Source organism: Pseudarthrobacter xylosi, from assembly GCF_055412765.1.
This window is the reverse complement of the sequence record NZ_JBVAYT010000009.1, coordinates 71,769-93,644: the sequence shown is the minus strand read 5'-3', so window position 1 is coordinate 93,644 and position 21,876 is coordinate 71,769. Positions and strand designations below refer to the sequence as shown.

Below are 21,876 nucleotides of genomic sequence, written 5' to 3'. Positions count from 1 at the left end.
ACGACGGGCTTCGTTTTCTCTTCTCCACACCAATGCCGAACAATCCCGACGGGACTTCGTATGAGCCAGACCATTGCAGCACCCTCCCACGCCGAAGGCGTCGACACCACGGCCCCACCGGTGCGATCCTCGACTCTGCTGGCTCGATCGCTTCGGTTGTGGCGCGCCCGTATAGGGGTGGCAGCCGTGGGCCTTTTGGTGGCAATCGCGGTGTTCGGGCCGCTCCTGGCACCGTCCGCCCCTGACAAGTTCGTGGCGATCCCGAACTCACCACCCGGCACCAACAGTGCGGTTTTTGGCACCGACTACCTGGGACAGGACGTCTGGAGCCGCTTTCTCAGCGGCGGGGGCGAGATCCTGGTGCTGGCCGTAGTATCCACCGCCATCGGGCTGGTGCTCGGGGCCGCCATTGGTTTGATCTCCGCCTACTCGCGCAACGCTTGGGATGACGTCCTCATGCGGGCGATGGACGTGCTCATGGCATTCCCGCAGATCATGCTGGTCCTCGTCGCGGTCAGCCTGGTTGGACCCGAAACGTGGATCATCATCCTGTCGATCGCGCTGACGACTGCGCCGAGAGTTTCGCGGGTGGCCCGCGGGGCGGCGCAGCCGGTCGTCGAGCGCGACTTCATCGGCGCAACGGAGGCAATGGGCATGTCGCGGGTTCGAATCCTGTTTGGGGAGCTCTTGCCCAACATCCTCGGACCGATGATGGTTGAGGCGAGCCTCCGGTTGACCTACTCCATCGGCGTGATCGCGACCCTGGCCTTCCTCGGGCTATCCGGGGACCCGAATAGCCCGAACTGGGGAACGATGATACAGCAGAACCAGACTGCCCTGGCCACCCAGCCTTGGGGCGCCCTGCTGCCGATCATGGCAATCGCCCTTCTCACTATTGGCAGCGGCCTGATCGGTGACGGGATCGCCCGCGCCGCGGCCGGCATCGACCGAGAGCGTGCAGCATGAGCATGAATCAGCAACCCACAGTGACAAAGGAACAACCCACAGTGACGAAGACTCGAGCGGCAGTAACGGTCCGCGGCCTGGAGATAGCGACCACCTCGGGGATTCCCGTCGTTACCGACCTGTCATTCGAGATCGCCTCGGGCGAGGTGCTCGGCCTTGTCGGCGAATCGGGCTCAGGCAAGACCACGGTGGGCCTAGCCCTGCTCGGACACGCCCGTCGCGGGCTCAAGATCGTTGGCGGCAGCATTTTGCTTGGCGACGAGAACGTCCTTGAGATGGACGACGTTGCACTGCGCCGTCTGCGCGGATCACTGGTCTCGTACGTCCCGCAGGACCCGGCTTCTTCCCTCAACCCTGCGCTGCGGATTGGCGTACAGCTGCGTGAGGCGCTGAGGGCGCACGGCTCCAGCAGTGAGACTGAAAATGCAGCGCGTATCGCCGAGATGATGCGCGAGGTCGCCCTCCCCGACAACCCGGAGTACCTGCGCCGCTACCCGCACCAGCTCTCAGGCGGTCAGCAGCAGCGCATCGGACTCGCGATGGCATTCGCCAACCGCCCACGGCTGATCGTCCTCGACGAGCCGACGACCGGGCTCGACGTCACTACCCAAGCCACTGTCTTGGCCACGGTGCGCGAGCTTGCCGCAGCCTATGACGTCGCCGCGCTCTACGTGAGCCACGACCTCGCGGTGGTTGCCGCCGTGGCGAGCCGGGTCGCAGTGATGTATGCCGGCCGGATTGTGGAGCTGGGGCCTGCCGACGAACTTTTCGAGGCTTCAGCTCACCCCTATACGCGCAGACTTGTGGGTGCGATCCCGCGGCTGACCGGCAGTCGCCGCCTCGTGGGAATCCCTGGTCACGCCCCATCCCCGGGGGCACGTCCCCACGGCTGCGCGTTCGCACCTCGGTGCCAAATGCACGTTCCAGAATGTGACACAAAGGTGCCCGACGCGCTGCAGGTCGCGGACGGGCACTCGTCGCGCTGCATCAAGGCATTCGAGGTCGTGAAGATCCAGCCGGCACCAGTTGCAGAACACGTCCAACCTCCGCTGTCCGACGTCACCGCTCCCGTGCTGAGCCTCAAGAACGTGGTAGCTCACTATGGCGACACCGAGGTGCTCCACTCGATAAACCTGAACTTGGGGCACCATGAGTGCCTGGCCATCGTGGGTGAGTCCGGTTCCGGTAAGACCACCACAGCCCGAGCGATCGCCGGTCTCCATCGCGACTGGACCGGCAGTATCCAGCTCGGGGACGTCGACCTCGCGACCTCTGCCCATGCCCGCAGCACCGACGTCCGTCGCCAGATCCAGTACGTGTTCCAGAACCCCTACGGTTCACTGAACCCGCGCAGGTCCGTGGGCGAGACAATTGGCCAGCCGCTGCAGGTTTTCGGCATCGCCTCAGGTCGCGAAGCGGACCGCCGTGTCGCAGAAATGTTGGAGCAGGTATCGCTGTCAGCCAGCTACGCCCGTCGGTACCCTGACCAACTCTCGGGCGGCGAGCGGCAGCGTGTCGCCATTGCCCGAGCACTGATCTCGTCACCGTCGGTGCTTGTATGCGACGAAGTCACCTCAGCCCTTGACGTGAGCGTCCAAGCAGCGATCGTCGAGCTGTTGGGCAACCTGCAGCGCGAGCTTGGGCTGTCAATGGTCTTCGTTACCCACAACCTGCCTTTGGTGCGCTCCATTGCGCAGAAGGTGGTTGTGCTCGCGAATGGCAGCATTGTCGAGTATGGCGATACAGCCGCCATTCTCGAGAACCCCCAGCAGGAGTACACCCGGCATCTGATCTCCAATACGCCGTCCCTGGAGATCGCCACGACGGAAGCCAATGAGCTTGCCTCTGGGTTTGGACCGAATCACGCTCTGCCCGTCACACGGTCAGCGGCAATTTGAGCGTACGCCCGGCGAATCACTGGCAAAGCAAGGTCGCGAAATCTTGCCGAAGACACCACGAAGCTCCGCATCTCGCGGGTGACGTCTTAGCTGGTCGGCTTCGCCGGGCGCACTGTTGAGGCAGGCCAACGCGCTCCCCGGCTGCACAGTCAAGATGTTCTGACCATGACGACGCGTCGGCCCTTTTCCGACAGCCAAAAATTCTGCCATGAGCAGCAAGTTACGCCTGGGATTCTCGTCAGCCCCAATCAAGCGACGTGACGGCCAGCGATGGTGTCAACTCGGCCCTACTGTCGAAAACCGACGGGGCGGTTCTGGCGCAGTCCCGACAACCCTGACCTGGCGGTTCACGCGCTTTGCGACAAACCTGCGGCTCCGCTCCTACTGGCCGTCTGGCCAGGGGAATGGATCACCAACCCATCATAAAGTGTAGTCAGAACCGTCAAAAAACAGTGTTACCCCTGCCCTTTTGCTTCGGGATTATGGATATCAACAAGAAAGCATCGTTCGGCCGATCCACGCCGACGACCGAATAGAAAGGAACAAATCGTGAGCCTAACAGCAAATACAACGCTCACCGGCTACAGCACCGGTGACATTGTCCGCAATCTCACTCTCGTCAGGGACGAGATCGCAGACACGGCGGCCAAGATCGACGAGCAGCAGGTAGCTGACGTGGCCCGCCACCTCAGCCAGCCAGGACGGGTGTTCGTCGCCGGCGCGGGTCGAAGCGGCCTGGTTCTCCGTATGGCCGCCATGAGGCTTATGCACCTTGGCTTGGATGTGCATGTGGCCGGTGACACCACCACTCCCGCAATCAGCTCCGGCGACCTCCTCCTGGTGGCCTCCGGATCGGGAACGACCTCGGGAGTGGTCAAGTCTGCAGAAACAGCGGCTAAGGCGGGGGCGCGTATTGCCGCGTTCACCACCAATCCGAGTTCGCCGCTCGCTGGACTCGCCGACGCGCTGGTGGTCATTCCTGCAGCGCAGAAGACCGACCACGGCTCCGCTGTTTCCCGTCAGTACTCCGGGTCTCTCTTCGAGCAGGTCCTTTTCCTCGCCACGGAAGCACTCTTTCAGTCGCTTTGGGATAACACCGATGTACCGGCCGAAGAGCTCTGGCTCCGGCACGCCAACCTCGAATAACCGAGCCGCAATTTTCCACACCCACCGCAGTTCCCAACAGAAGGAAAACATCACCGTGAAACTCCAAGTTGCTATGGACGTCCTGACCACTGAAGCCGCCCTCGAACTGGCCGGTCAGGTCGCCGAGTACGTCGACATCATCGAGCTCGGCACCCCCTTGATCAAGGCCGCTGGCCTCTCTGCCGTCACCGCTGTCAAAAATGCCCACCCGGACAAGATCGTCTTCGCTGACATGAAGACCATGGACGCCGGAGAACTCGAAGCCGACATCGCTTTCAAGGCCGGTGCCGACCTGGTCACCGTCCTCGGCACCGCGGACGACTCCACCATCGCCGGCGCCGTCAAGGCAGCCAAAGCCCACAACAAGGGCATCGTCGTTGACCTCATCGGCGTGGCAGACAAGGTCACCCGCGCCAAGGAAGCCCGCGCCCTGGGTGCCAAGTTCGTAGAGATGCACGCCGGTCTCGACGAGCAGGCCAAGCCCGGCTTCGACCTGACCGGACTGCTCCGCGCCGGAGCAGAAGCCCGCGTTCCCTTCTCCGTCGCAGGCGGCGTAAAGCTCGCCACCATCGCAGACGTCCAGAAGGCCGGCGCTGACGTAGCCGTAGTCGGAGGCGGCATCTACAGCGCAGCCGACCCGGCACTGGCAGCCAAGCAGCTCCGCGCTGCCATCGTCTAACCACCATCCGAGTGACGGCGGCGTCCCCCTAAAGCTGCGCGACGCCGCCGCCCGGCCGGTACGGCCCTGTGACTCTGGGGCCGTACCGGCCGCGGAATTTCTTACGTGTACTGCCCGCTGAGAAACGTCGCTGCGGACAGTACACGTTCGGTGGAAGGACTAAGAAGATCCCGTAACACCGAACCTGAAGAGCACATCACATCCTCAAAGATGAGGGGTTGGCACCTTCGGGGAACTCTCATCGCGAAAAGGAAACTGTTCATCACGCGACTCAGACCGCTGAGCATTTGGAAGTCCACGTTACCGAGCCTGGTCGACTCTACGAGATGCTCGACGATGCAGAGGCCGCGCTCCGGCAAATAGCTAGGCCCCACTGTATGCCGGCACTCTGCTTACGCCACGATCCCGACCGGTACACCCTCGCAATCAGCGAAACCGTTCCCTATGGGAGACCCGCGAGCAGATACTCTCGTGACCGTCGGTCGACGGCCGCACTGCCTTGTCGAAAGTTAGAAGCAACAATGTCAGTTACTTACGTCGATTCAAGTGTGAAGTCCGGGCAGAAGTCAGGGCGTAATCCGCTCCGGGATCCGCGGGACCGTCGCCTGGACCGGATTGCCGGTCCGTCCTCGTTGGTGCTCTTTGGAGTGACCGGTGATCTTGCCCGCAAGAAGCTCATGCCGGCCGTGTATGACCTGGCGAACCGGGGGTTGTTGCCGCCGAGTTTCGCGTTGGTGGGTTTCGGCCGCCGCTCCTGGTCGGACGCGGAATTCGCCGCGGAGGTGAAATCCTCCGTCCAGGCATACGCCCGCACGCCGTTTGATGAGGCGGTATGGAACCAGCTCGCTGAGGGTATCCGCTTTGTCCAGGGCGAGTTCGACGACGATGACGCCTTTGAGCGGTTGGGTGACACGATCGCTGAGCTCGATGAGGTCCGCGGAACGCGGGGTAATCACGCGTTCTACCTCTCCATCCCGCCGAAGGCGTTTGAGCAGGTCTGCCGTCATCTGTCCAAACACGGCCTCGCGCAGGCCGACGGGGATAAGTGGCGGCGGGTGGTGATCGAGAAGCCGTTCGGGCATGACCTGGAGTCAGCCCGGCAGCTGAACGACATTGTCGAGTCGGTGTTCCCGCCGGACGCGGTGTTCCGCATCGACCATTACCTGGGTAAGGAAACGGTCCAGAACATCCTGGCGCTGCGGTTCGCGAACCAGCTGTTCGAACCGTTGTGGAACGCGAACTATGTGGACCACGTCCAGATCACGATGGCCGAGGACATCGGCACGGGCGGCCGGGCCGGGTATTACGACGGTGTGGGCGCTGCCCGCGACGTGATCCAGAACCACCTCCTGCAGTTGTTGGCTTTGACGGCGATGGAGGAGCCGATTTCCTTCAACGCCGATGACCTGCGTGCGGAGAAGGAAAAGGTCCTCGCCGCGGTCAAGCTCCCGGAGGACCTGTCCACCCATTCGGCGCGCGGGCAGTTCGCCGGCGGCTGGCAGGGCGGGGAACAGGTCCAGGGCTACCTGGAGGAAGAGGGCATCCCGGCCGATTCGAAGACGGAGACGTTCGCGGCCATCCGGGTGGACATCCACACCCGCCGGTGGGCCGGTGTCCCGTTCTACCTGCGCGCCGGCAAGCGCCTGGGCCGGCGGGTGACCGAGATCGCGGTGGTGTTCAAACGCGCCCCGAACCTGTTGTTTCGTGACCATGGCGAGGATGACTTCGGCCAGAACGCCGTCGTGATCCGGGTCCAGCCCGACGAGGGTGCGACGATCCGGTTCGGGTCCAAGGTCCCGGGCACGCAGATGGAAGTCCGCGACGTGACCATGGACTTCGGCTACGGGCATTCCTTCACCGAGTCCAGCCCCGAAGCGTACGAGCGGCTGATCCTGGATGTGCTCCTGGGCGAGCCGCCGCTGTTCCCGCGGCACGCCGAGGTGGAGCTGTCCTGGAAGATCCTTGACCCCTTTGAAGATTACTGGGCCGGTTTAACTGAGCAGCCGGAGCCCTATGCCCCGGGCAGTTGGGGCCCTCCCTCGGCCGATGAACTGCTGGCCCGCGACGGACGAACCTGGAGAAGGCCATGATTGTAGATTTGCCGGACACCACCACCTCGAAGATCTCCAAGAAGATCACATCCCTGCGTGAGCAGGGCGGCGTGATCGCCCTCGGCCGGGTCCTGACCCTCGTGGTCGTGACCCGGTCCGGGCTCGAGGAAGAAGCGATCGAGGCCGCCAACGAGGCCAGCCGCGAACACCCCTGCCGGATCATCGTCCTCGCGGACGCCGGAGCCAAGGCCCCGAACCGGCTGGACGCTCAGATCCGGGTGGGCGGTGACGCCGGCGCGTCCGAGGTCATCGTGCTCCGCGGCTACGGCGAACTCGCCCACGAAAGTGAATCCCTGGTCGCGGCACTGCTGCTCCCGGACGCCCCGATCGTGGCCTGGTGGCCGCACGGGGCCCCGGAGAACTCTGCCGAGACCTCCGTGGGCCGGATCGCGCACCGCCGCATCACGGACTCCGCCAACGAAACCGATCCCCAGGCGGCGCTCGAGAACATCCGGGCCACCTACAAGGCCGGGGATACCGACCTCGCCTGGACCAGGCTCACCAACTGGCGGATCCAGCTGGCGGCCGTCCTGGACCAGGTGGACTCCTCACCCGTGACCGCCGTGGCCGTCGAAGGCGCTTCCGACTCCCCGTCCACGATCCTGCTCGCGGCCTGGCTGACCCTGGCCCTGGACGCGCCCGTGACCATCGTCGCGGATCCTGCGGGCACCGGCATCCGCCGGGTCCGGCTGTCCCGCCAGAGCGGCGACGTGCAGCTGTTCCGCCCCGGGCTCTCCGTTGCCGTACTCACCCAGCCCGGACAGCCCGCCCAACGCATCTCGCTTCCACGCCGCAGCCTCAAGGACTGCCTCGCCGAGGAGCTCCGCCGCCTCGACCCCGACGAAGTCTTCGGCGAAACGGTCCGCAGCCTTGATACTTCAAGAATGCATCCAACCAGCAGCGTCACGTTCACCTGCAGCGGGGAGCCAGAACGTAACCCGGAACAGTCACTGATCACCGTCTAAGGGGACCTGGACGCGGCGGTTGCAATACCCGCGCGAGCAGCGGAAGGGATGACCCCACTTCGTCCCGAGTGCCGCTCATTGGGCTGTCGTCTCCCGACAGGGCACAGATTGAACTGTGCCCTGTCCAGTCGTCACACCGTCACCGGAGTCCGTGACTGTGTGCCAGTGCAATGGCCTCGGTACGTGAGCCGACGTCGAGCTTCCTGAACAGGTTCCGCACGTGGAACTTGACGGTATTCTCGCTGATGCCCAGCGCTGAGGCGATTGTACGGTTGCGTTGTCCGGCGACGAGGTGCTGGAGCACTTCGAGTTCACGGGCGGCGAGGTCCCATTCGGCGACATCCCCGGCCGGGCGTGCTGGCAGGTCCAATGGGAGTGTGACGAAGACGTCTGCACCCCAGCCTGGCATGACGTCGATCCGCAGCTGTCCGGTGAGCGCCTGGACCCGGCGGTCCAAGCGGGCGATGCTCGGCGCGTCGGCGGCGAGTACACCGCGGCCGTCGTCGCGTACGTTGATCAGCAGGTTTTCGCCGTCGCAGTCCCACTGCGTCCTTACTCTGCTGACGTCTGGTTGTTCCGTCATGGCCAGCACAAGTCCGCGGACGATGGCCCGGGCCGCGTGGGCAACTTCGCCGGGGAGGGCCCTTCCATTCAGCGGCGGTTCGATAAATTCGATCTCGATGCCGCTGTAGCGCGTGAGCGGTCGCAGGTCCTCCCTCAGGCGTTCGAAGGCCTTGGCGACTGGCTCTTTCACCAGGTCTGTCGTGCGGTCGCTGTGTGTGCGGAGCCCGATTAAGGCCTTGGCGGTGAGGTCAGTGACGGTTGAGCGGGCTAATGCATCGTCCAAGGAGGATGACCGCAAGGCTGCAAGGAGGGTCTCCAAGGTGGTTGAGTGCAGATCGGTCAGTTCCGCTGTCACGCGGATACGTTCAGCTGAGGCCGCCCGCGATTCCAGCAGGTATGACGGCGGCGCATCGGCGACTTTCTCCTGGATCCGCCGGGCACTAAGGCGCCACAGATACCTCACCAGGTCCAGCCCGGCGTTGTGCTCCGGACCGGCAGGGTGAGGATCCGTGAGAACGAGGAGGGCATTGCTGGAGGCGTGCTTCAGGGCTAGTACCTGGCGGGGCCGGCCAGCGAGCTCGGCTTCCCCGAACCAAGGTGTCTCATCCGAAAGGGTAGCGCGAAGTGTGTCCAGCTCGGCGATGGAGGCCCGGGAGATAATTTCTTCGGCGCCTGCCTTCTTCTGCGGCCGGCCCGTGCAGTCTTCGGTGAAGATGACCAGCGCGCTGCTTCCCATGCAGGGGAGGGTGGCCTCACGCAGTCGATCCGCTATCTGGGCCAAGGGGGCTTCTGCCACTGCTGCCACGCTCTCCAAAAGTGGCCACGGCACCTCTGGCACGGGCAGAGCAGATTCCTTCAGGGTTTGGTCAGCGGCAGCGCTCATCCGGCCAGCATACCGGACGGAAAGGCCAAACCAACCCTAAAGGGTAGTAAGAACTGTCAAAAAACAGTGTTACGCCTACCCGTTGGTTTCGGGATCATGGAGATCAACCAGAACCATCCGTCCGGCCGCTACAGGCCGATGACCGAATCGAAGGGATAAATCGTGAATCCGACACGTACCTTGTCCAGCGCCCCAAGTTCAGCGTCAAATCCTGAATCAGCAACATTCAAATGGACACCCGAGGACCAGCGCGCGGTGGACACGGCCCGTGTTTTGGCCGCGGACGCCGTCGAGAAGGTTGGCAACGGCCACCCCGGCACGGCGATGAGCCTTGCCCCGGCCGCGTACCTTCTTTTCCAGAAGCTGATGCGCCACGACCCCCGCGACCCGGACTGGCTGGGACGTGACCGTTTCATCCTGTCACCCGGCCACTCGTCGCTGACCCTTTACATCCAGCTGTTCCTCTCCGGCTACGGCCTGGAACTGGACGACCTTAAGGCGCTCCGCACCTGGGATTCCCTGACGCCGGGCCACCCGGAATACAAGCACACCGCCGGAGTCGAAATCACCACCGGCCCGCTGGGCCAGGGCCTGGCCTCCTCGGTCGGGTTCGCCTACTCACAGCGCCGGATGCGCGGCCTGTTCGACGCCGACGCTGCCGAGGGCACGTCCCCCTTTGACCACACCATCTGGGTCATCGCCTCCGACGGCGACATCCAGGAAGGCGTGACCTCCGAGGCTTCCTCGCTGGCCGGCCACCAGGAACTGGGCAACCTCGTGGTGGTCTACGACGAGAACCACATATCCATCGAGGACGACACTGACATCTCCTTCACCGAGGACGTCCTGAAGCGCTATGAGGCCTACGGCTGGCACACCCAGCGCGTGGACTGGACGGAGACGGGCGAATACGTCGAAGACGTCCAGGAGCTCTACTCTGCGCTGCTCGCCGCGAAGGCCGAGACCTCCAAGCCGTCCATCATCTCGCTGCGCACCATCATCGGGTACCCGGCGCCGAAGAAGCAGAACACCGGCAAGATCCACGGTTCAGCCCTGGGCGCCGAAGAGGTCGCCGGCCTAAAGTCCGTCCTGGGGTTCGATCCCGCCAAGTCCTTCGACGTGGACCAGGAAGTCCTGGCGCACGCCCGCGCCGTAGTTGGCCGCGGCGCCGCGGCACGCAGTGTTTGGGATGAGTCCTTCAACGCCTGGCAGAAAGCCAACCCCGAGGGCGCTGCCTTGCTGGAACGGATCGAAGCCAAAAAGCTCCCGGCCGGGCTCGATGCTGCCCTGCCGGTCTTCCAAGCAGGCAAGGACGTCTCCACCCGCGCAGCGTCCGGCAAGGTCCTGAACGCGATCGGTCCGCTCATGCCGGAACTCTGGGGCGGTTCGGCCGACCTCGCGGAGTCCAACAACACCACCATCGAGGGCTCCCCGTCCTTTATCCCGGCCTCCCGCTCCACGGATACGTGGAAGGGCAACCCGTACGGCCGGGTCCTGCACTTCGGTATCCGTGAGCACGCCGCGGCATCGATCGTGAACGGCATCGCCCTGCACGGCCGGACCCGCGCGTTCTCCGGCACGTTCCTGATCTTCTCGGACTACCAGAAGCCGGCCATCCGCCTCGGCGCCCTCATGGGTGTTCCGTCGCTGTATGTGTGGTCGCACGATTCCATCGGTCTGGGCGAGGACGGCCCCACCCACCAGCCGGTTGAACAGCTCGCCACCCTGCGCGCCATCGTGGGCCTGGACGTGGTCCGCCCCGGCGACGCCAACGAGGTGGGCATAGCGTGGAAGACCATGTTGGAGAACCATGAAAACCCGGCCGGTATCGTCCTGACCCGTCAGAACGTCCCCACGTTCGCCCGAGGCGAGGGTGCGGCCGAAGGTGACACTTTTGCTTCCCCGGCCGGTGTGGCCAAGGGCGGCTACGTGCTGGCCGAGGCATCCCGGGACGGCGCAACAGTCCCTGCCCAGGTACTGCTGATCGCTACCGGCTCCGAGGTCCAGCTGGCCGTGCAGGCCCGCGAAGCCCTCCAGGGCGAAGGCATCGCTGCCCGCGTTGTCTCCATGCCGTGCGTGGAGTGGTTCAACAAGCAGGACCCCGCCTACCGCGAGTCCGTGCTCCCCGTCGCCGTCAAGGCCCGCGTCTCCGTCGAGGCCGGACTGGCCCTGGGCTGGAGGGAATTCGTCGGCGACGCCGGCCGTTCCATCTCGCTCGAGCACTATGGCGCATCCGCTGACTACAAGCGCCTTTTCCAGGAGTTCGGCATTACCGCGGAGGCTGTCGCCGCCGCCGCTAAGGACTCCCTCGCCGCCGCGGGAAACTAACCCTCTCAACTGCACTGCGACCAGCGCCGCGGGACGGCTAACAAGCGTCCCGCGGCGCCGGCGCAAGCTCTCAACTATTCATCATTTCGAAGGAAGCAGACGCCATGACCAACGCAACCCCCACCGCACAGCTGTCCGACGCCGGTGTATCCATCTGGCTGGACGACCTCTCCCGCGAGCGGCTCGCCAGCGGCAGCCTGCAAAAGCTCATCGACGAAAAGAACGTCGTTGGCGTGACCACGAACCCTTCCATCTTCCAGGCCGCGATCACCTCCGGCTCTGACTACGATGCAAAGATTGCCGAACTTGCCGCGCAGGGCGCCGGCGTAGAAAATACAATCTTCGAGATCACCACCACCGACGTCGCCGACGCCTGCGACCTGTTCGCCCCGATCGCCGCCGCCACCAATGGTGTGGATGGCCGCGTGTCCATCGAGGTAGATCCCCGTCTCGCCTGGGACACCGAGGGCACCATCGCCGAGGCCAAGAACCTTTACAAGAAGGTGGACAAGGACAACGTCCTCATCAAGATCCCGGCAACCCTCGAAGGCCTCGCGGCCATCACGGCAACCCTGGGCGAAGGCATCAGCGTCAACGTGACCCTGATCTTCTCCCTCGACCGTTACCGCGCAGTCATCAATGCCTTCCAGTCCGGCCTGGAACTGGCCAAGGAAAACGGCCATGACCTGTCCACGATCCACTCGGTGGCCTCGTTCTTCGTCTCCCGCGTTGACTCAGAGATCGACAAGCGCCTCGACGCCCTCGGCACCGATGACGCCAAAGCACTCAAAGGCAAGGCGGGTGTCGCTAACGCCCGCCTCGCCTACCAGGTCTACGAAGAGCTCTTTGCCACCGAGCGCTGGACAGTCTTGACCGAAGCCGGCGCACGCCCGCAGCGTCCGCTGTGGGCGTCCACCGGGGTGAAGGACCCCGTCTACCCCGACACCCTGTACGTCACCGGACTGGTTGCTGCCCACGTCGTCAACACCATGCCGGAGAAGACGCTCGACGCGACGTTCGACCACGGCGTGGTCACCGGTGACACGATCTCCGGCGCCTATGCCGAGTCCAAGGCCGTGCTGTACGCACTGGACGCGCTGGGCATCTCCTACAACGAGGTGGTTGCCCTCCTCGAATCCGAGGGCCTGGACAAGTTTGTGGCCAGCTGGAAGGAACTGCTGGCCGACATCGAAGGCGCCCTCGCCGCTGCACGTAAGTCTTCCTAACCCACTGAGCCCTGACCGGCACCGAAAGGCAGAAACCATGCCCATTTCACCCCTGAAGTGCTGCATCAACCCCAGCATCCTCTCGGCCGACTTCGTCAACCTTGAGGCCGAGCTGGCCCGCATCAGCAACGCCGATGCCGTGCACGTGGATGTCATGGACAACCATTTCGTGCCGAACCTGACCATCGGCCTGCCTGTCGTAGAACGGCTGCAAAAGGTCAGCCCCGTGCCGTTGGACGCCCACCTGATGATTTCAAATGTGGACCGCTGGGCGCCACAGTTCGCCGATGCGGGCCTGAGCTCGGTGACCTTCCACGTCGAGGCGTCCGAGGCCCCCATAAAGCTGGCCCGCGAACTACGTGCGCGCGGGGCTAAAGCGGGCATGGCACTGCGCCCGGCCACTCCGGTGGAACCGTACCTGGACATGCTCCCCGAACTGGACATGCTGTTGATCATGACGGTGGAGCCGGGCTTCGGCGGCCAGGCATTCCTGGACGTCATGTTGCCCAAGATCCGCCGTGCCCGCGCGGCGGTCGAGGGTTCAGGGGTGAACGTGGCCATCCAGGTCGACGGCGGCATCACGGAAGAAACCATCACCCGCGCCGCGGAGGCCGGCGCCAACGTCTTTGTGGCCGGATCGGCCGTGTACAGCAGGCCGTCGCCTGCGGAGGCCATCGAGTCGCTGCGCGCCAGCGGCCAGCTCGCCTTCGGCTAGGCAATGACCCTCCGATGCGGTTTGGATTTCACCCAACAAGACTGCACCCCCAAACAAGATTGAAGGACCACTAATGCGCGTTCACATCGCAACCGACCACGCCGGCATGGAGCTCAGCTCCCACCTCATCGCCGCACTGTCAGCCAAAGGCTACGAGATGGTGGACCACGGGCCAACGGCCTACGATGCCGAGGACGACTACCCCGCATTCTGTATCAAGGCCGCGTCCGCCGTCGTTGCTGACCGGGCAGCGGGCATGGACGCCCTCGGGATAGTGCTGGGCGGCTCGGGCAACGGAGAGCAGATGGCCGCGAACAAGGTCGAGGGCGTGCGCGCGGCCCTGGCCTGGAACCTGGACACCGCCAAGCTGGCTCGCGAACACAACGACGCCAACCTGGTTGCAGTGGGCGGGCGCCAACACACCGTTGAGGAGGCCACCGAACTAATCGAGGCATTCCTAACGGAACCATTTAGCAATGCCGAGCGCCACACGCGCCGCATCGGCCAGATCGCCACCTATGAAACCACCGGGGAGGTCGCCGAGTAATTTAGCGCTTCACTACGGGATTCGGCGCGCGTTCGCCAACGGGGGAGTGGGTTGTGGGCTGCCGAAAGTTGGGCTCAACAGCAACCGAGCGGTATCGCACCAGCGGTGTATCCCAGAGGTGATGGGCGTCAAGGGGCTGGATAGGATTGTAGGCTCGCATCGCTGCCGATGCCCGTGCCCTATTCCCGAGCAGAAGGTCAGCATCCAGCAAATCACTCAGTGGGTGAAGGTAGCCCATGCCCGCGGGCGTGGCGCCGCTGGTCGTGATGAACGGGGGTCCAACCCGCGCTCGGAGTGCGGGGATTCCATGTGCTCCGGGCAGACCCTTCGGCTACCGGTGCGTGCTTCCAGCTCCGCTGGCTAACTGGTCCGTGAACTTACCAAGCCGTCCGGTTCCCAGACCCCAGAGAGGATACGTGAGTCGTGGCTGGTGAAGAAACCGACATTCCAACCGAAACGCGTCGCCTAGCACCTCGGCGCATAGGGACCCAGTAGGGATTCATCCAGATCTACTTGGAAGAGCTCACTGGGCTAAAGGGACTATTCTCATTTGCATTTGCCTCGCTAATACTCGACGTAAACGTCTCCGGCTGGCTGGTGGTGATGGCCGCGGCTTGGATAAGCAGCCCTTGAATCTATCCCACGGCTGCAAGTACCAATGTCGCCTCCTCAACGACGTCCGCGGCGGGGAAGGATGGTCGGTTGACGCCGGCCATCTCTTCCATGACGCGGACTACCTGGCAGCTGTAGCCGAATTCGTTGTCGTACCAGACGTAGAGGATGACGTTCTTCTCATTAGCGATGGTGGCGAGGCCGTCCACGATGCCGGTACGACGGGATCCGACGAAGTCGGTGGAAACAACTTCCGGCGAGTCGATGTAGTCGATCTGCTTGCGCAGGTCCGAATGCAGGGACATCTGGCGCAGGTAGTCGTTCACCTCATCCTTGGTGGTGCCGTTTTCCAGGCTCAGGTTCAGGATGGCCAGCGAAACGTCCGGTGTGGGGACGCGGATGGAACTTCCCGTGAGCTTGCCCAGTAGCTCGGGCAGCGCCTTGGCCACAGCGGTGGCCGCTCCGGTTTCCGTGATGACCATGTTCAGCGCGGCGGAGCGGCCGCGACGGTCGCCCTTGTGGAAGTTATCGATCAGGTTCTGGTCGTTGGTGAAGGAGTGGACGGTTTCCACGTGCCCGTGGATCACGCCGAACTTGTCGTTGATCGCCTTCAGGACCGGCGTGATGGCGTTGGTGGTGCAGGACGCCGCCGAGACGATCTGGTCCGTGTCCTCGATGCTGCCGTGGTTGATGCCGTGCACGATGTTCTTCAGCGCGCCTTTGCCCGGTGCGGTAAGGAGGACGCGTGCAACACCCTTGCTCTGCAGGTGCTGGGACAGGCCTTCGGCGTCGCGCCAGCGGCCCGTGTTGTCTACCACCAGGGCGTTGTGGATGCCGTAGGCGGTGTAGTCGATCGTGGCGGGGTTGTCCGAGTAGATGACCTGGACCTGGACACCGTTCGCGGTGATGGTGTTCGCAGCCTCGTCCACACGGATGGTCCCCTCGAAGGAGCCGTGGACCGAGTCGCGGCGCAGGAGGCTGGCGCGCTTGGTGAGGTCCTTGTCCGAGCCCCGGCGCACCACGATGGCGCGCAGGCGCAGGCCGTGGCCGCCGCCTGCCTTTTCGATCAGGAGGCGCGTCAGCAGGCGGCCGATCCGGCCAAAGCCATACAGCACGACGTCGGTGCTGGTGCGGTCATCGCCGCCGCGCTTGCCAACTACCTCGGCAAGCTCGGCGCGGAGGAACTCCTCCAGGGTGGCGCCGTCGGCTTCGGCCTTGAATTTCTGGTTTAGGCGGGCCACGTCGATGGCTGCCGCACCGAGCTCCATCTCTGCCAGGGCGTTCAGTAGCGGGGCAGTCTCCTCCAGGGGCAATTCGTCCTTACTGATCCGGCGGGCGAAGCGGTGTGCCTTGAGGATGTTCATGGTGGACTTGTTGATCAGGCTCCGGCCATGGATGCTCGTTACGACGTTGTTCTCGCGGTACAGCCGGCCGATCACCGGAATCATGGCCTCGGCGAGTGCCTCCCGGCCCATCCACGTTTCACGACAAGATTCTGGGGTTTGTAGCATCGGGCTGCCTTTCAAAAACAGGGTAGGGTCTGTTGCGCCTCAGCTCCTGAGTTGCTCCAGGGGCTGCGGAGAGTTGACGGCTCCTTGCTTTGTGCCGCCTTGGGTTTTTGGCCAGATGAGTTCCTGACAGGATGTCCTAAAATGCCCTCATGCCTTCACTTCTTCTCTAAGAGGTGGGCCTAGCATCCATCGTCCTGTTATTTGCGGGTGGGGGAAACGCTAATTCGGGATGGTTTGAGCAACCCTTTTGGGTAGGCAGCAGCGGGGGACGCAGCCATGGCACTGGAGTTGATCTGACGAATACCGGGCGGTGTCGGTGACGGTCGAAAACTGAGCCGTTGTGCGGCCTAGCGTCCACGAAATGGCTCACTCCGGCCAGATCGCCCGACCGAATTCGCGCTCCCGTTGGCTGCTTAGAGCAATTATTTTGGCGGAGATGCTGATTATTGTTCTTGCGTGAGACGAGGAGGCCGCGTACTGCTCTATCCGTTGGTCAGGGGTGGCTTTGCGGCTGTAAATGTAGGTCATCCCAGCGCAAACTGGACGTCGAGGTTTGCGCTTTTCATCGTTAGCAGATCATGGACGAGTACTGCTCCCGGCAGATCCTGGGCGACTTTGAATCCTTCTGCCGATTCGAAGCTCGCCCGGTCCCCGTTGTAGGCCGGGTTAAGCTAATAAGACCTCTGCGCCGATGAGGCGGCTCCAGTCATCGCTCTGAAGGACTTCATGGCGATTCGTTCCTATGCTGAGAGACCCGGGGCGTGGGCGGACGGCATCCTAGATGGAAGGCTGTTAATCCGTTTCCGGCCCCTCGCAGTAGTGACAGCCGTCATCACAACCATCCAGCCCGGCGCTGCGGATCGGTAGAGTAGTCGACCTTCTACCGTTCGCGTCCAGCAAAGGCTGCTGCTCTCGCAAGGCAATCTCAGGCCCCTGTGGGCTAGTAGTGGTCAAGGCAAGCTCCAAGTGTCGGGCGGAAAAATTAGATACATGATGGGGACTCGACCCGCCACGAGCGTCCAGGTGACGGACTTCGAACGCCGCAGGGAGAAGAGCAGCGCTCTTCTCCCTGCGAGTAAATCGATCTACTCCGAATGCCGCAACAGTCCTACACCGAGGTCAACAGAGCGATGCTTCGCCTATTTGTTTAGCTCCGGCGGGGCGGTTTGGCGGAGGTCAAGCCGAGTAAATGACATACACCTTCCGAAGACGCTCGTGTACGGTCCACGTTCCGGTCCATCCGATGGGGAAATATGCGGTGTGACCAGCGGACAGGTGCACTTCGTCACCGCCGTCCCGCTGAACACTCATTTTGCCGGAGAGAACGTGAATGATTTCGCCCCTGGTGAGGAACTCCCATCTGGACTGGCCCGCTTCAGTCTCCCAGGTGCCCGAAGAGATGCGGCCATCCTCGGTGCCAAATACGTTGAGACCCCGAACGGTGATGTCACCGGAAAGTGGCGTAGCGCTGGGCTGGGCGAGGAGTTTTTCTTCTAGTTCACTGGCAGCGAGGTCGGCTGCGCGAAATGCGGTCGTCATTTAGGAATGTATCTCTTTCTTGAAGGGAGCCTTGAGCGGCCCGGCAGATGTGATTCGGCCACTCCGAGCGGGGCGCTTCAGAGTCGGCGTTGAGGAGCCAGGAGGCGCGACGAATCAGCGAGTGCTGACAAGGCGCTACACCGAGTCAACAATTCACAAACTGGCTATCGCGGATAACAGTATCCCGGCTCTCCGAGTCAGCAGCCCCACGAACAACAAGTATAGAGTTATTCAGCACGCCATATCAATGGTCTTCCTGAAAGAAATCGTTCATCCCATGCGGCTATCGATTACGGCGCTGGTAGCCGCCGCGGCCAAAGTCGCCATGGACATCTGGCAGAACAGCAACTGGGGTCCGCTCCGTGATTCCGCCCGACGGTCACCTCAATAAGGAGGGGCTCGCACCACCGACCCGCCCGCGAGGGAGCGTCCATCTTATGAATTAGATCATTCATAATTGCTTCTTGCATACGCTCCTGAATGAGCTCATACTTTAGGTATCGCTCCAGTATGGTCAGCGACTCGAAGGAGGCCAGTGATGAAGCGTCGGAACTCGGTAGGCAGAGTTCGAACACCGCCTATGACACTGGGGGACATGCCCGAAGCCTCTGTTCGAGCGGGCTCCGCTTCAAAGCCGATGCCGATTGCGAGCCCGGAGGGCCAGTTGATGTCCGTTCTGGTGGAAGCATGTTCGCGAGCGTGCGCCCAGGACGTTGCCCGAGCGCAGGCAGAAGATCACCTCTCTGCGGGCTTTCGAAACGGGCCAGCATACGTTATTGCCCAGCTCATTGACGCGGGCAAGGTGCGGTTGGTGAAGGCGTTCTTCCATTCGTTTATCCGGTCGCTGCACAGCGCGGAACAGCTTATTGGGCTTGAAGTGATCCGGTCAGAGGCGGCTCTTTTCGCAATTTCCCAGCATGTACATGGTCAGACCTGCAACGTGGACGTTTGGGAGTGGACCCTCCGTGACCTCGAGACCGAGGCTTTTCCGGGCAGGCCGTGAACTGGTCAGTCGCATAGTGTAGACGCGCGTGATCAGTGCTCGCCTGAATCCGTGGCAGCAAGGCTCGTGGAACAGGCAAGCCACCGGTGAAAGATTCAGAGGCCGGGGCATAGTCGCTTCTCCTTCCTTCCGTTCTGCAACCGCACGATCGAGCTTTGATCACTCACGGAGGTGATTGCTGTAAGTCGGGCAGGCTTTGATACCAAGGTCCAATGTAGCCAGAGGATGTCAATGACCACGGTGGCTTCCTGCTTAGCCCTGAGTAAGGTGCCACGAGTGGCTTCGCAACAGCACCGGGCCCTGGCCCGGACAAGGGCTGTCGGCAATGTAAAAAGGAAGGGCAGGTCAACGCCTATCAGTGCCAGGGCGAAGGCCCACGGTTGTCTGCGCTGGCCGCGGTCAACGGCAGAAATGGACCAGAACCGGGAATAGTCGGTCCCTCTTTCCGGACCCCAGCAGGGGAGCGAGCAGGAAAACGTTGGCCCCGGCATGTAGGTCCGTCGCGAAGTGCGGGCGGTGCGGGGCAGCCGGCGCGCCAGTGCCGGCCGCCGAGACAGAGCGCAGCTTCTAAGCTCTTTCCTCATGGACCGCCATCGATTTCTCGTCATATTGATTTGAGCCACGCCCAGCGGCATCATGCCGCGGCCCCTCCTGACGGCAACGTTTCATTCGACTGGTGGCGGGGGACATTTAGAGTATCCGACGATGTACTGGTAACGGAGAGTAAGCGAGCGTAGCGTCGGTTGGAGAATCGGCGGTAACGGCAGCAGGCCGCCCTACCTAGCAAAGGCGTGCTGGCGTGGGTTTCTTGAGGAGGCCTCGATGGCTGGATGGAATGCTGACACTGCAGCAGGGCCCCTGGGGGCCGGAACCGTTACTTTGGTGGAGGGATCATCCTTCTGCATCTCCTTGCAAAACGGGGATATACACCCCGAGCATCCCCACGGCCTGTTCGTCCAGGACACCCGCGTCCTTTCGCGCTGGAACCTAACCATTAACGGCGAGCCCCTTGAGCCGCTGGCGGCGGAGACGAAGGAGCCATACCGGGCTCTGTTCGCCGGGCGTGTTTCCCGCTCAGACGGGTATGCGGACAGCCCTCTGATCGTGGAACGTCTCCGCGAAGTCGGCGCCGGCTTCCAGGAGCAGGTCACCGTTTGCAACTACTCCCTGAAGCCTGCCCAATGCGAGGTCGTCTTGAGCATTGGGGCGGATTTCGCGGACCTATTCGAGGTCAAAGAGGCCCGGATCCAGCGGCGCTGGGACGAAATCCGCCGGGCTGACGTCGACGCGCTCACCATCCGGGCTACCTGGCAGGACGTCCGCAAGGAGGTCACCGTCCAGGCCCCCGGAGCAGACGTTACGCCGGAGGCCCTCACGTACCTGGTGACTGTCCCGCCGCACGGCCAGTGGAGCACGGTCCTGACTGTGGCGCCCAACATCGAGGGAGTTGACCACGTTGACGGGTTCTTCCATCCTGACGGGGATGCATTGTCTCCCCGGGACCGGCGCCGGCAGGAGTGGGTGGCGAAGATTCCGGTGATACACATGGGAAACCACTCCATCGAACGGACTTTGCGTCGCAGCTACGACGATCTGGGTGCCCTCCGCATCGAAGACCCAAACCACCCGGACCGGGTGGTGGTGGCCGCCGGGGCACCTTGGTTCATGACTTTGTTCGGCCGCGACTCGCTCTGGGCGTCCGAAATGGCACTGCCTGTGGACCCCTCCCTGGCTCTGGGCACGCTCCAGACCCTTGCAGACCGCCAAGGCACAGTGGTGGACCCGATGAGCGAGGAGGAGCCCGGCAAGATCCTGCATGAGGTCAGGCTCGACGTCTCCAGCGGGCTATCCCTCGGGGGCAAGTCCACCTACTACGGCAGCGTCGACGCCACACCCCTGTTCGTGGACGCGCTCGGGACAGTCAGCCGCTGGGGATCCGATAAGGACACCATCGCTTCCCTGCTGCCCCATGCTGACCGCGCGCTGGAGTGGATCCGGGACTACGGAGACAAGGACGGCGACGGGTTCGTAGAGTACGAGCGCCTCAACCCCCGAGGGCTGATCAACCAGGGCTGGAAGGACTCCTGGGACGGCATCAACTTCGCCGACGGAACCATGGCCGAGCCGCCCATCGCGCTCTGCGAGGTCCAGGCATACGTCCACGGGGCGTACATCGCGCGGGCATGGATGGCGTATGACGCGGGGGACGCAGCATTGGCGTATGAGCTCGCAAATCGTGCTGCGCAGCTGAAAAAACGGTTCAACGAGCAGTTCTGGATGCCCGAGCGCGGATATTATGCCGTCGCTCTCGATGGCACGAAGCGGCAAGTTGACGCGTGCGCTTCGAACATGGGGCACTGCCTATGGTACGGCTTGGTGGATGAGGACAAAGCGCGGCAGGTGGCCGACAAGCTGATGTCCCCGGAAATGTTCAGCGGCTGGGGCGTGCGGACCCTGGCCAGTGACATGGGAGCCTACAACCCCGCCAGCTACCACAATGGCTCTGTCTGGCCCCACGACAACGCAATCATCGCTGCTGGCCTGCTGCGTTACGGCTTTGTAGCCGAAGCACAGCGGATCGCCACAGCCCTGCTGGAGGCGGCCGATTACTCCGATGGCCGCCTGCCAGAGCTGTTTTGCGGCTTTGACCGGGACCGATTCGCGGCCCCCGTACCTTACCCCACGGCCTGTTCACCGCAGGCCTGGGCAGCGACTACACCGATCCTGCTGGTCACTAGTCTGATGCAGTACAACACACATGTGTCGCGCGGAGGTTTCTGGATGGATCCCGTACTCCCTGAATCCTACGGTGACCTCCACATCACCAACGCACCCATAGCCGGTGGCCGGATCACTATCGACATCGTAAGTTCCATTCCCACCGTCCAAGGACTCCCCGAAGGAATTGTCTTCCACCCTGGGCGCCGGCCATGGCTGACAGAACTGGTGGACCAAGCCAGCCTGCGCCGGGAGACTTAGAAAAGCCCGGCGCAGTCGCTTCTCCTTCCGTTCTGCAAACCGCACGATTAAGGCCGCAACACCGATGGCAATCAGGTGAATCGTTGAATGCCGCGGCGCCAGGGCGTCCGCACTCTCAGTGCTCTGGGCGCAGCAAAAAGGAGAATGACCAGAAGTATGGCCGCCGCTGCAATTCCGGAAGATCCAATTTCTGCCCAACAGGTT

At 63.1% G+C, this 21,876-nt stretch carries 15 protein-coding genes; 12 read left to right on the top strand and 3 right to left on the bottom strand.

The features are described 5' to 3' along the window. Positions 1-60: 60 nt before the first annotated feature. The 6 genes from ACZY1F_RS17545 to ACZY1F_RS17520 all read left to right on the top strand — a co-directional run bounded on the left by ACZY1F_RS17545 (position 61) and on the right by ACZY1F_RS17520 (position 7,765). Complete coding sequence (locus ACZY1F_RS17545) at positions 61-966, top strand: ABC transporter permease (protein ID WP_463943426.1); 906 nt, start codon at positions 61-63, stop codon at positions 964-966. A gap of 41 nt (positions 967-1,007) precedes the next feature. Beyond that, on the top strand, positions 1,008-2,864 hold the full coding sequence (locus ACZY1F_RS17540) for an ABC transporter ATP-binding protein (protein WP_463943424.1): 1,857 nt from the start codon (positions 1,008-1,010) through the stop codon (positions 2,862-2,864). A 597-nt stretch (positions 2,865-3,461) separates the two neighbouring features. Next, positions 3,462-4,010: a 6-phospho-3-hexuloisomerase gene (hxlB, locus tag ACZY1F_RS17535; RefSeq protein WP_463943638.1), complete on the top strand. Its 549-nt coding sequence runs from the start codon at positions 3,462-3,464 to the stop codon at positions 4,008-4,010. A 55-nt stretch (positions 4,011-4,065) separates the two neighbouring features. Further along, the gene (hxlA, locus tag ACZY1F_RS17530) at positions 4,066-4,689 is read left to right on the top strand and encodes a 3-hexulose-6-phosphate synthase (RefSeq protein ID WP_463943422.1); all 624 of its coding nucleotides are present in this window, start codon (positions 4,066-4,068) and stop codon (positions 4,687-4,689) included. Between the two features lie 521 nt (positions 4,690-5,210). Continuing rightward, on the top strand, positions 5,211-6,779 hold the full coding sequence (gene zwf, locus ACZY1F_RS17525; protein WP_463943420.1) for a glucose-6-phosphate dehydrogenase: 1,569 nt from the start codon (positions 5,211-5,213) through the stop codon (positions 6,777-6,779). After that, positions 6,776-7,765, top strand: coding sequence for a glucose-6-phosphate dehydrogenase assembly protein OpcA (locus tag ACZY1F_RS17520; protein ID WP_463943418.1), 990 nt, complete (start codon positions 6,776-6,778; stop codon positions 7,763-7,765). Before zwf ends, ACZY1F_RS17520 begins: the two co-directional genes overlap by 4 nt. A 139-nt stretch (positions 7,766-7,904) precedes the next feature. On the opposite strand, the gene ACZY1F_RS17515 is transcribed toward ACZY1F_RS17520, so the two are convergent. Beyond that, entirely contained in the window at positions 7,905-9,212 is a 1,308-nt protein-coding gene (locus ACZY1F_RS17515) for a helix-turn-helix transcriptional regulator (RefSeq protein WP_463943416.1), read from the bottom strand. Between the two features lie 180 nt (positions 9,213-9,392). On the opposite strand from ACZY1F_RS17515, the gene tkt reads away from it, so the two are divergent. The 4 genes from tkt (at position 9,393) to ACZY1F_RS17495 (ending at position 14,028) form a co-directional block, all read left to right on the top strand. After that, positions 9,393-11,540, top strand: a complete 2,148-nt coding sequence (gene tkt, locus ACZY1F_RS17510; RefSeq protein ID WP_463943637.1) for a transketolase — start codon at positions 9,393-9,395, stop codon at positions 11,538-11,540. A 104-nt stretch (positions 11,541-11,644) separates the two neighbouring features. Continuing rightward, positions 11,645-12,766 carry a transaldolase gene (gene tal / locus ACZY1F_RS17505; RefSeq protein ID WP_463943414.1) on the top strand — a complete coding sequence of 374 codons (1,122 nt, stop codon included), beginning with the start codon at positions 11,645-11,647 and terminating at the stop codon, positions 12,764-12,766. A gap of 37 nt (positions 12,767-12,803) precedes the next feature. Then, positions 12,804-13,481: a ribulose-phosphate 3-epimerase gene (rpe, locus tag ACZY1F_RS17500; protein WP_463943412.1), complete on the top strand. Its 678-nt coding sequence runs from the start codon at positions 12,804-12,806 to the stop codon at positions 13,479-13,481. A 73-nt stretch (positions 13,482-13,554) separates the two neighbouring features. Then, complete coding sequence (locus tag ACZY1F_RS17495; RefSeq protein ID WP_463943410.1) at positions 13,555-14,028, top strand: ribose-5-phosphate isomerase; 474 nt, start codon at positions 13,555-13,557, stop codon at positions 14,026-14,028. Between the two features lie 635 nt (positions 14,029-14,663). Here ACZY1F_RS17495 and ACZY1F_RS17490 read toward each other — a convergent pair. Together ACZY1F_RS17490 and ACZY1F_RS17485 are read right to left on the bottom strand one after the other, a co-directional pair. Then, a complete protein-coding gene (locus ACZY1F_RS17490) occupies positions 14,664-16,151 on the bottom strand; it encodes a glyceraldehyde-3-phosphate dehydrogenase (protein ID WP_463943408.1) in 1,488 nt (495 codons plus the stop codon). Positions 16,152-17,327: 1,176 nt separating this feature from the next. After that, positions 17,328-17,690 (bottom strand): cupin domain-containing protein, encoded by a 363-nt coding sequence (locus ACZY1F_RS17485; RefSeq protein ID WP_463943407.1) that lies wholly within the window; start codon positions 17,688-17,690, stop codon positions 17,328-17,330. A gap of 595 nt (positions 17,691-18,285) precedes the next feature. On the opposite strand from ACZY1F_RS17485, the gene ACZY1F_RS17480 reads away from it, so the two are divergent. Then, positions 18,286-18,693, top strand: coding sequence for a hypothetical protein (locus ACZY1F_RS17480; RefSeq protein WP_463943405.1), 408 nt, complete (start codon positions 18,286-18,288; stop codon positions 18,691-18,693). Positions 18,694-19,515: 822 nt separating this feature from the next. Then, on the top strand, positions 19,516-21,672 hold the full coding sequence (locus ACZY1F_RS17475; RefSeq protein WP_463943403.1) for an amylo-alpha-1,6-glucosidase: 2,157 nt from the start codon (positions 19,516-19,518) through the stop codon (positions 21,670-21,672). The last annotated feature ends 204 nt before the right edge of the window (positions 21,673-21,876 follow it).

What these genes read in the sequence shown, in the direction of transcription:
- ACZY1F_RS17545 (WP_463943426.1), top strand. Translation starts at nt 61, where the DNA reads ATGAGCCAGACCATTGCAGCACCCTCCCACGCCGAAGGCGTCGACACC.
- zwf (WP_463943420.1), top strand. Translation starts at nt 5,211, where the DNA reads ATGTCAGTTACTTACGTCGATTCAAGTGTGAAGTCCGGGCAGAAGTCA.
- ACZY1F_RS17520 (WP_463943418.1), top strand. Translation starts at nt 6,776, where the DNA reads ATGATTGTAGATTTGCCGGACACCACCACCTCGAAGATCTCCAAGAAG.
- ACZY1F_RS17515 (WP_463943416.1), bottom strand. Translation starts at nt 9,212, where the DNA reads ATGAGCGCTGCCGCTGACCAAACCCTGAAGGAATCTGCTCTGCCCGTG.
- tal (WP_463943414.1), top strand. Translation starts at nt 11,645, where the DNA reads ATGACCAACGCAACCCCCACCGCACAGCTGTCCGACGCCGGTGTATCC.
- rpe (WP_463943412.1), top strand. Translation starts at nt 12,804, where the DNA reads ATGCCCATTTCACCCCTGAAGTGCTGCATCAACCCCAGCATCCTCTCG.
- ACZY1F_RS17495 (WP_463943410.1), top strand. Translation starts at nt 13,555, where the DNA reads ATGCGCGTTCACATCGCAACCGACCACGCCGGCATGGAGCTCAGCTCC.
- ACZY1F_RS17490 (WP_463943408.1), bottom strand. Translation starts at nt 16,151, where the DNA reads ATGCTACAAACCCCAGAATCTTGTCGTGAAACGTGGATGGGCCGGGAG.
- ACZY1F_RS17485 (WP_463943407.1), bottom strand. Translation starts at nt 17,690, where the DNA reads ATGACGACCGCATTTCGCGCAGCCGACCTCGCTGCCAGTGAACTAGAA.
- ACZY1F_RS17480 (WP_463943405.1), top strand. Translation starts at nt 18,286, where the DNA reads ATGCCCGAAGCCTCTGTTCGAGCGGGCTCCGCTTCAAAGCCGATGCCG.
- ACZY1F_RS17475 (WP_463943403.1), top strand. Translation starts at nt 19,516, where the DNA reads ATGGCTGGATGGAATGCTGACACTGCAGCAGGGCCCCTGGGGGCCGGA.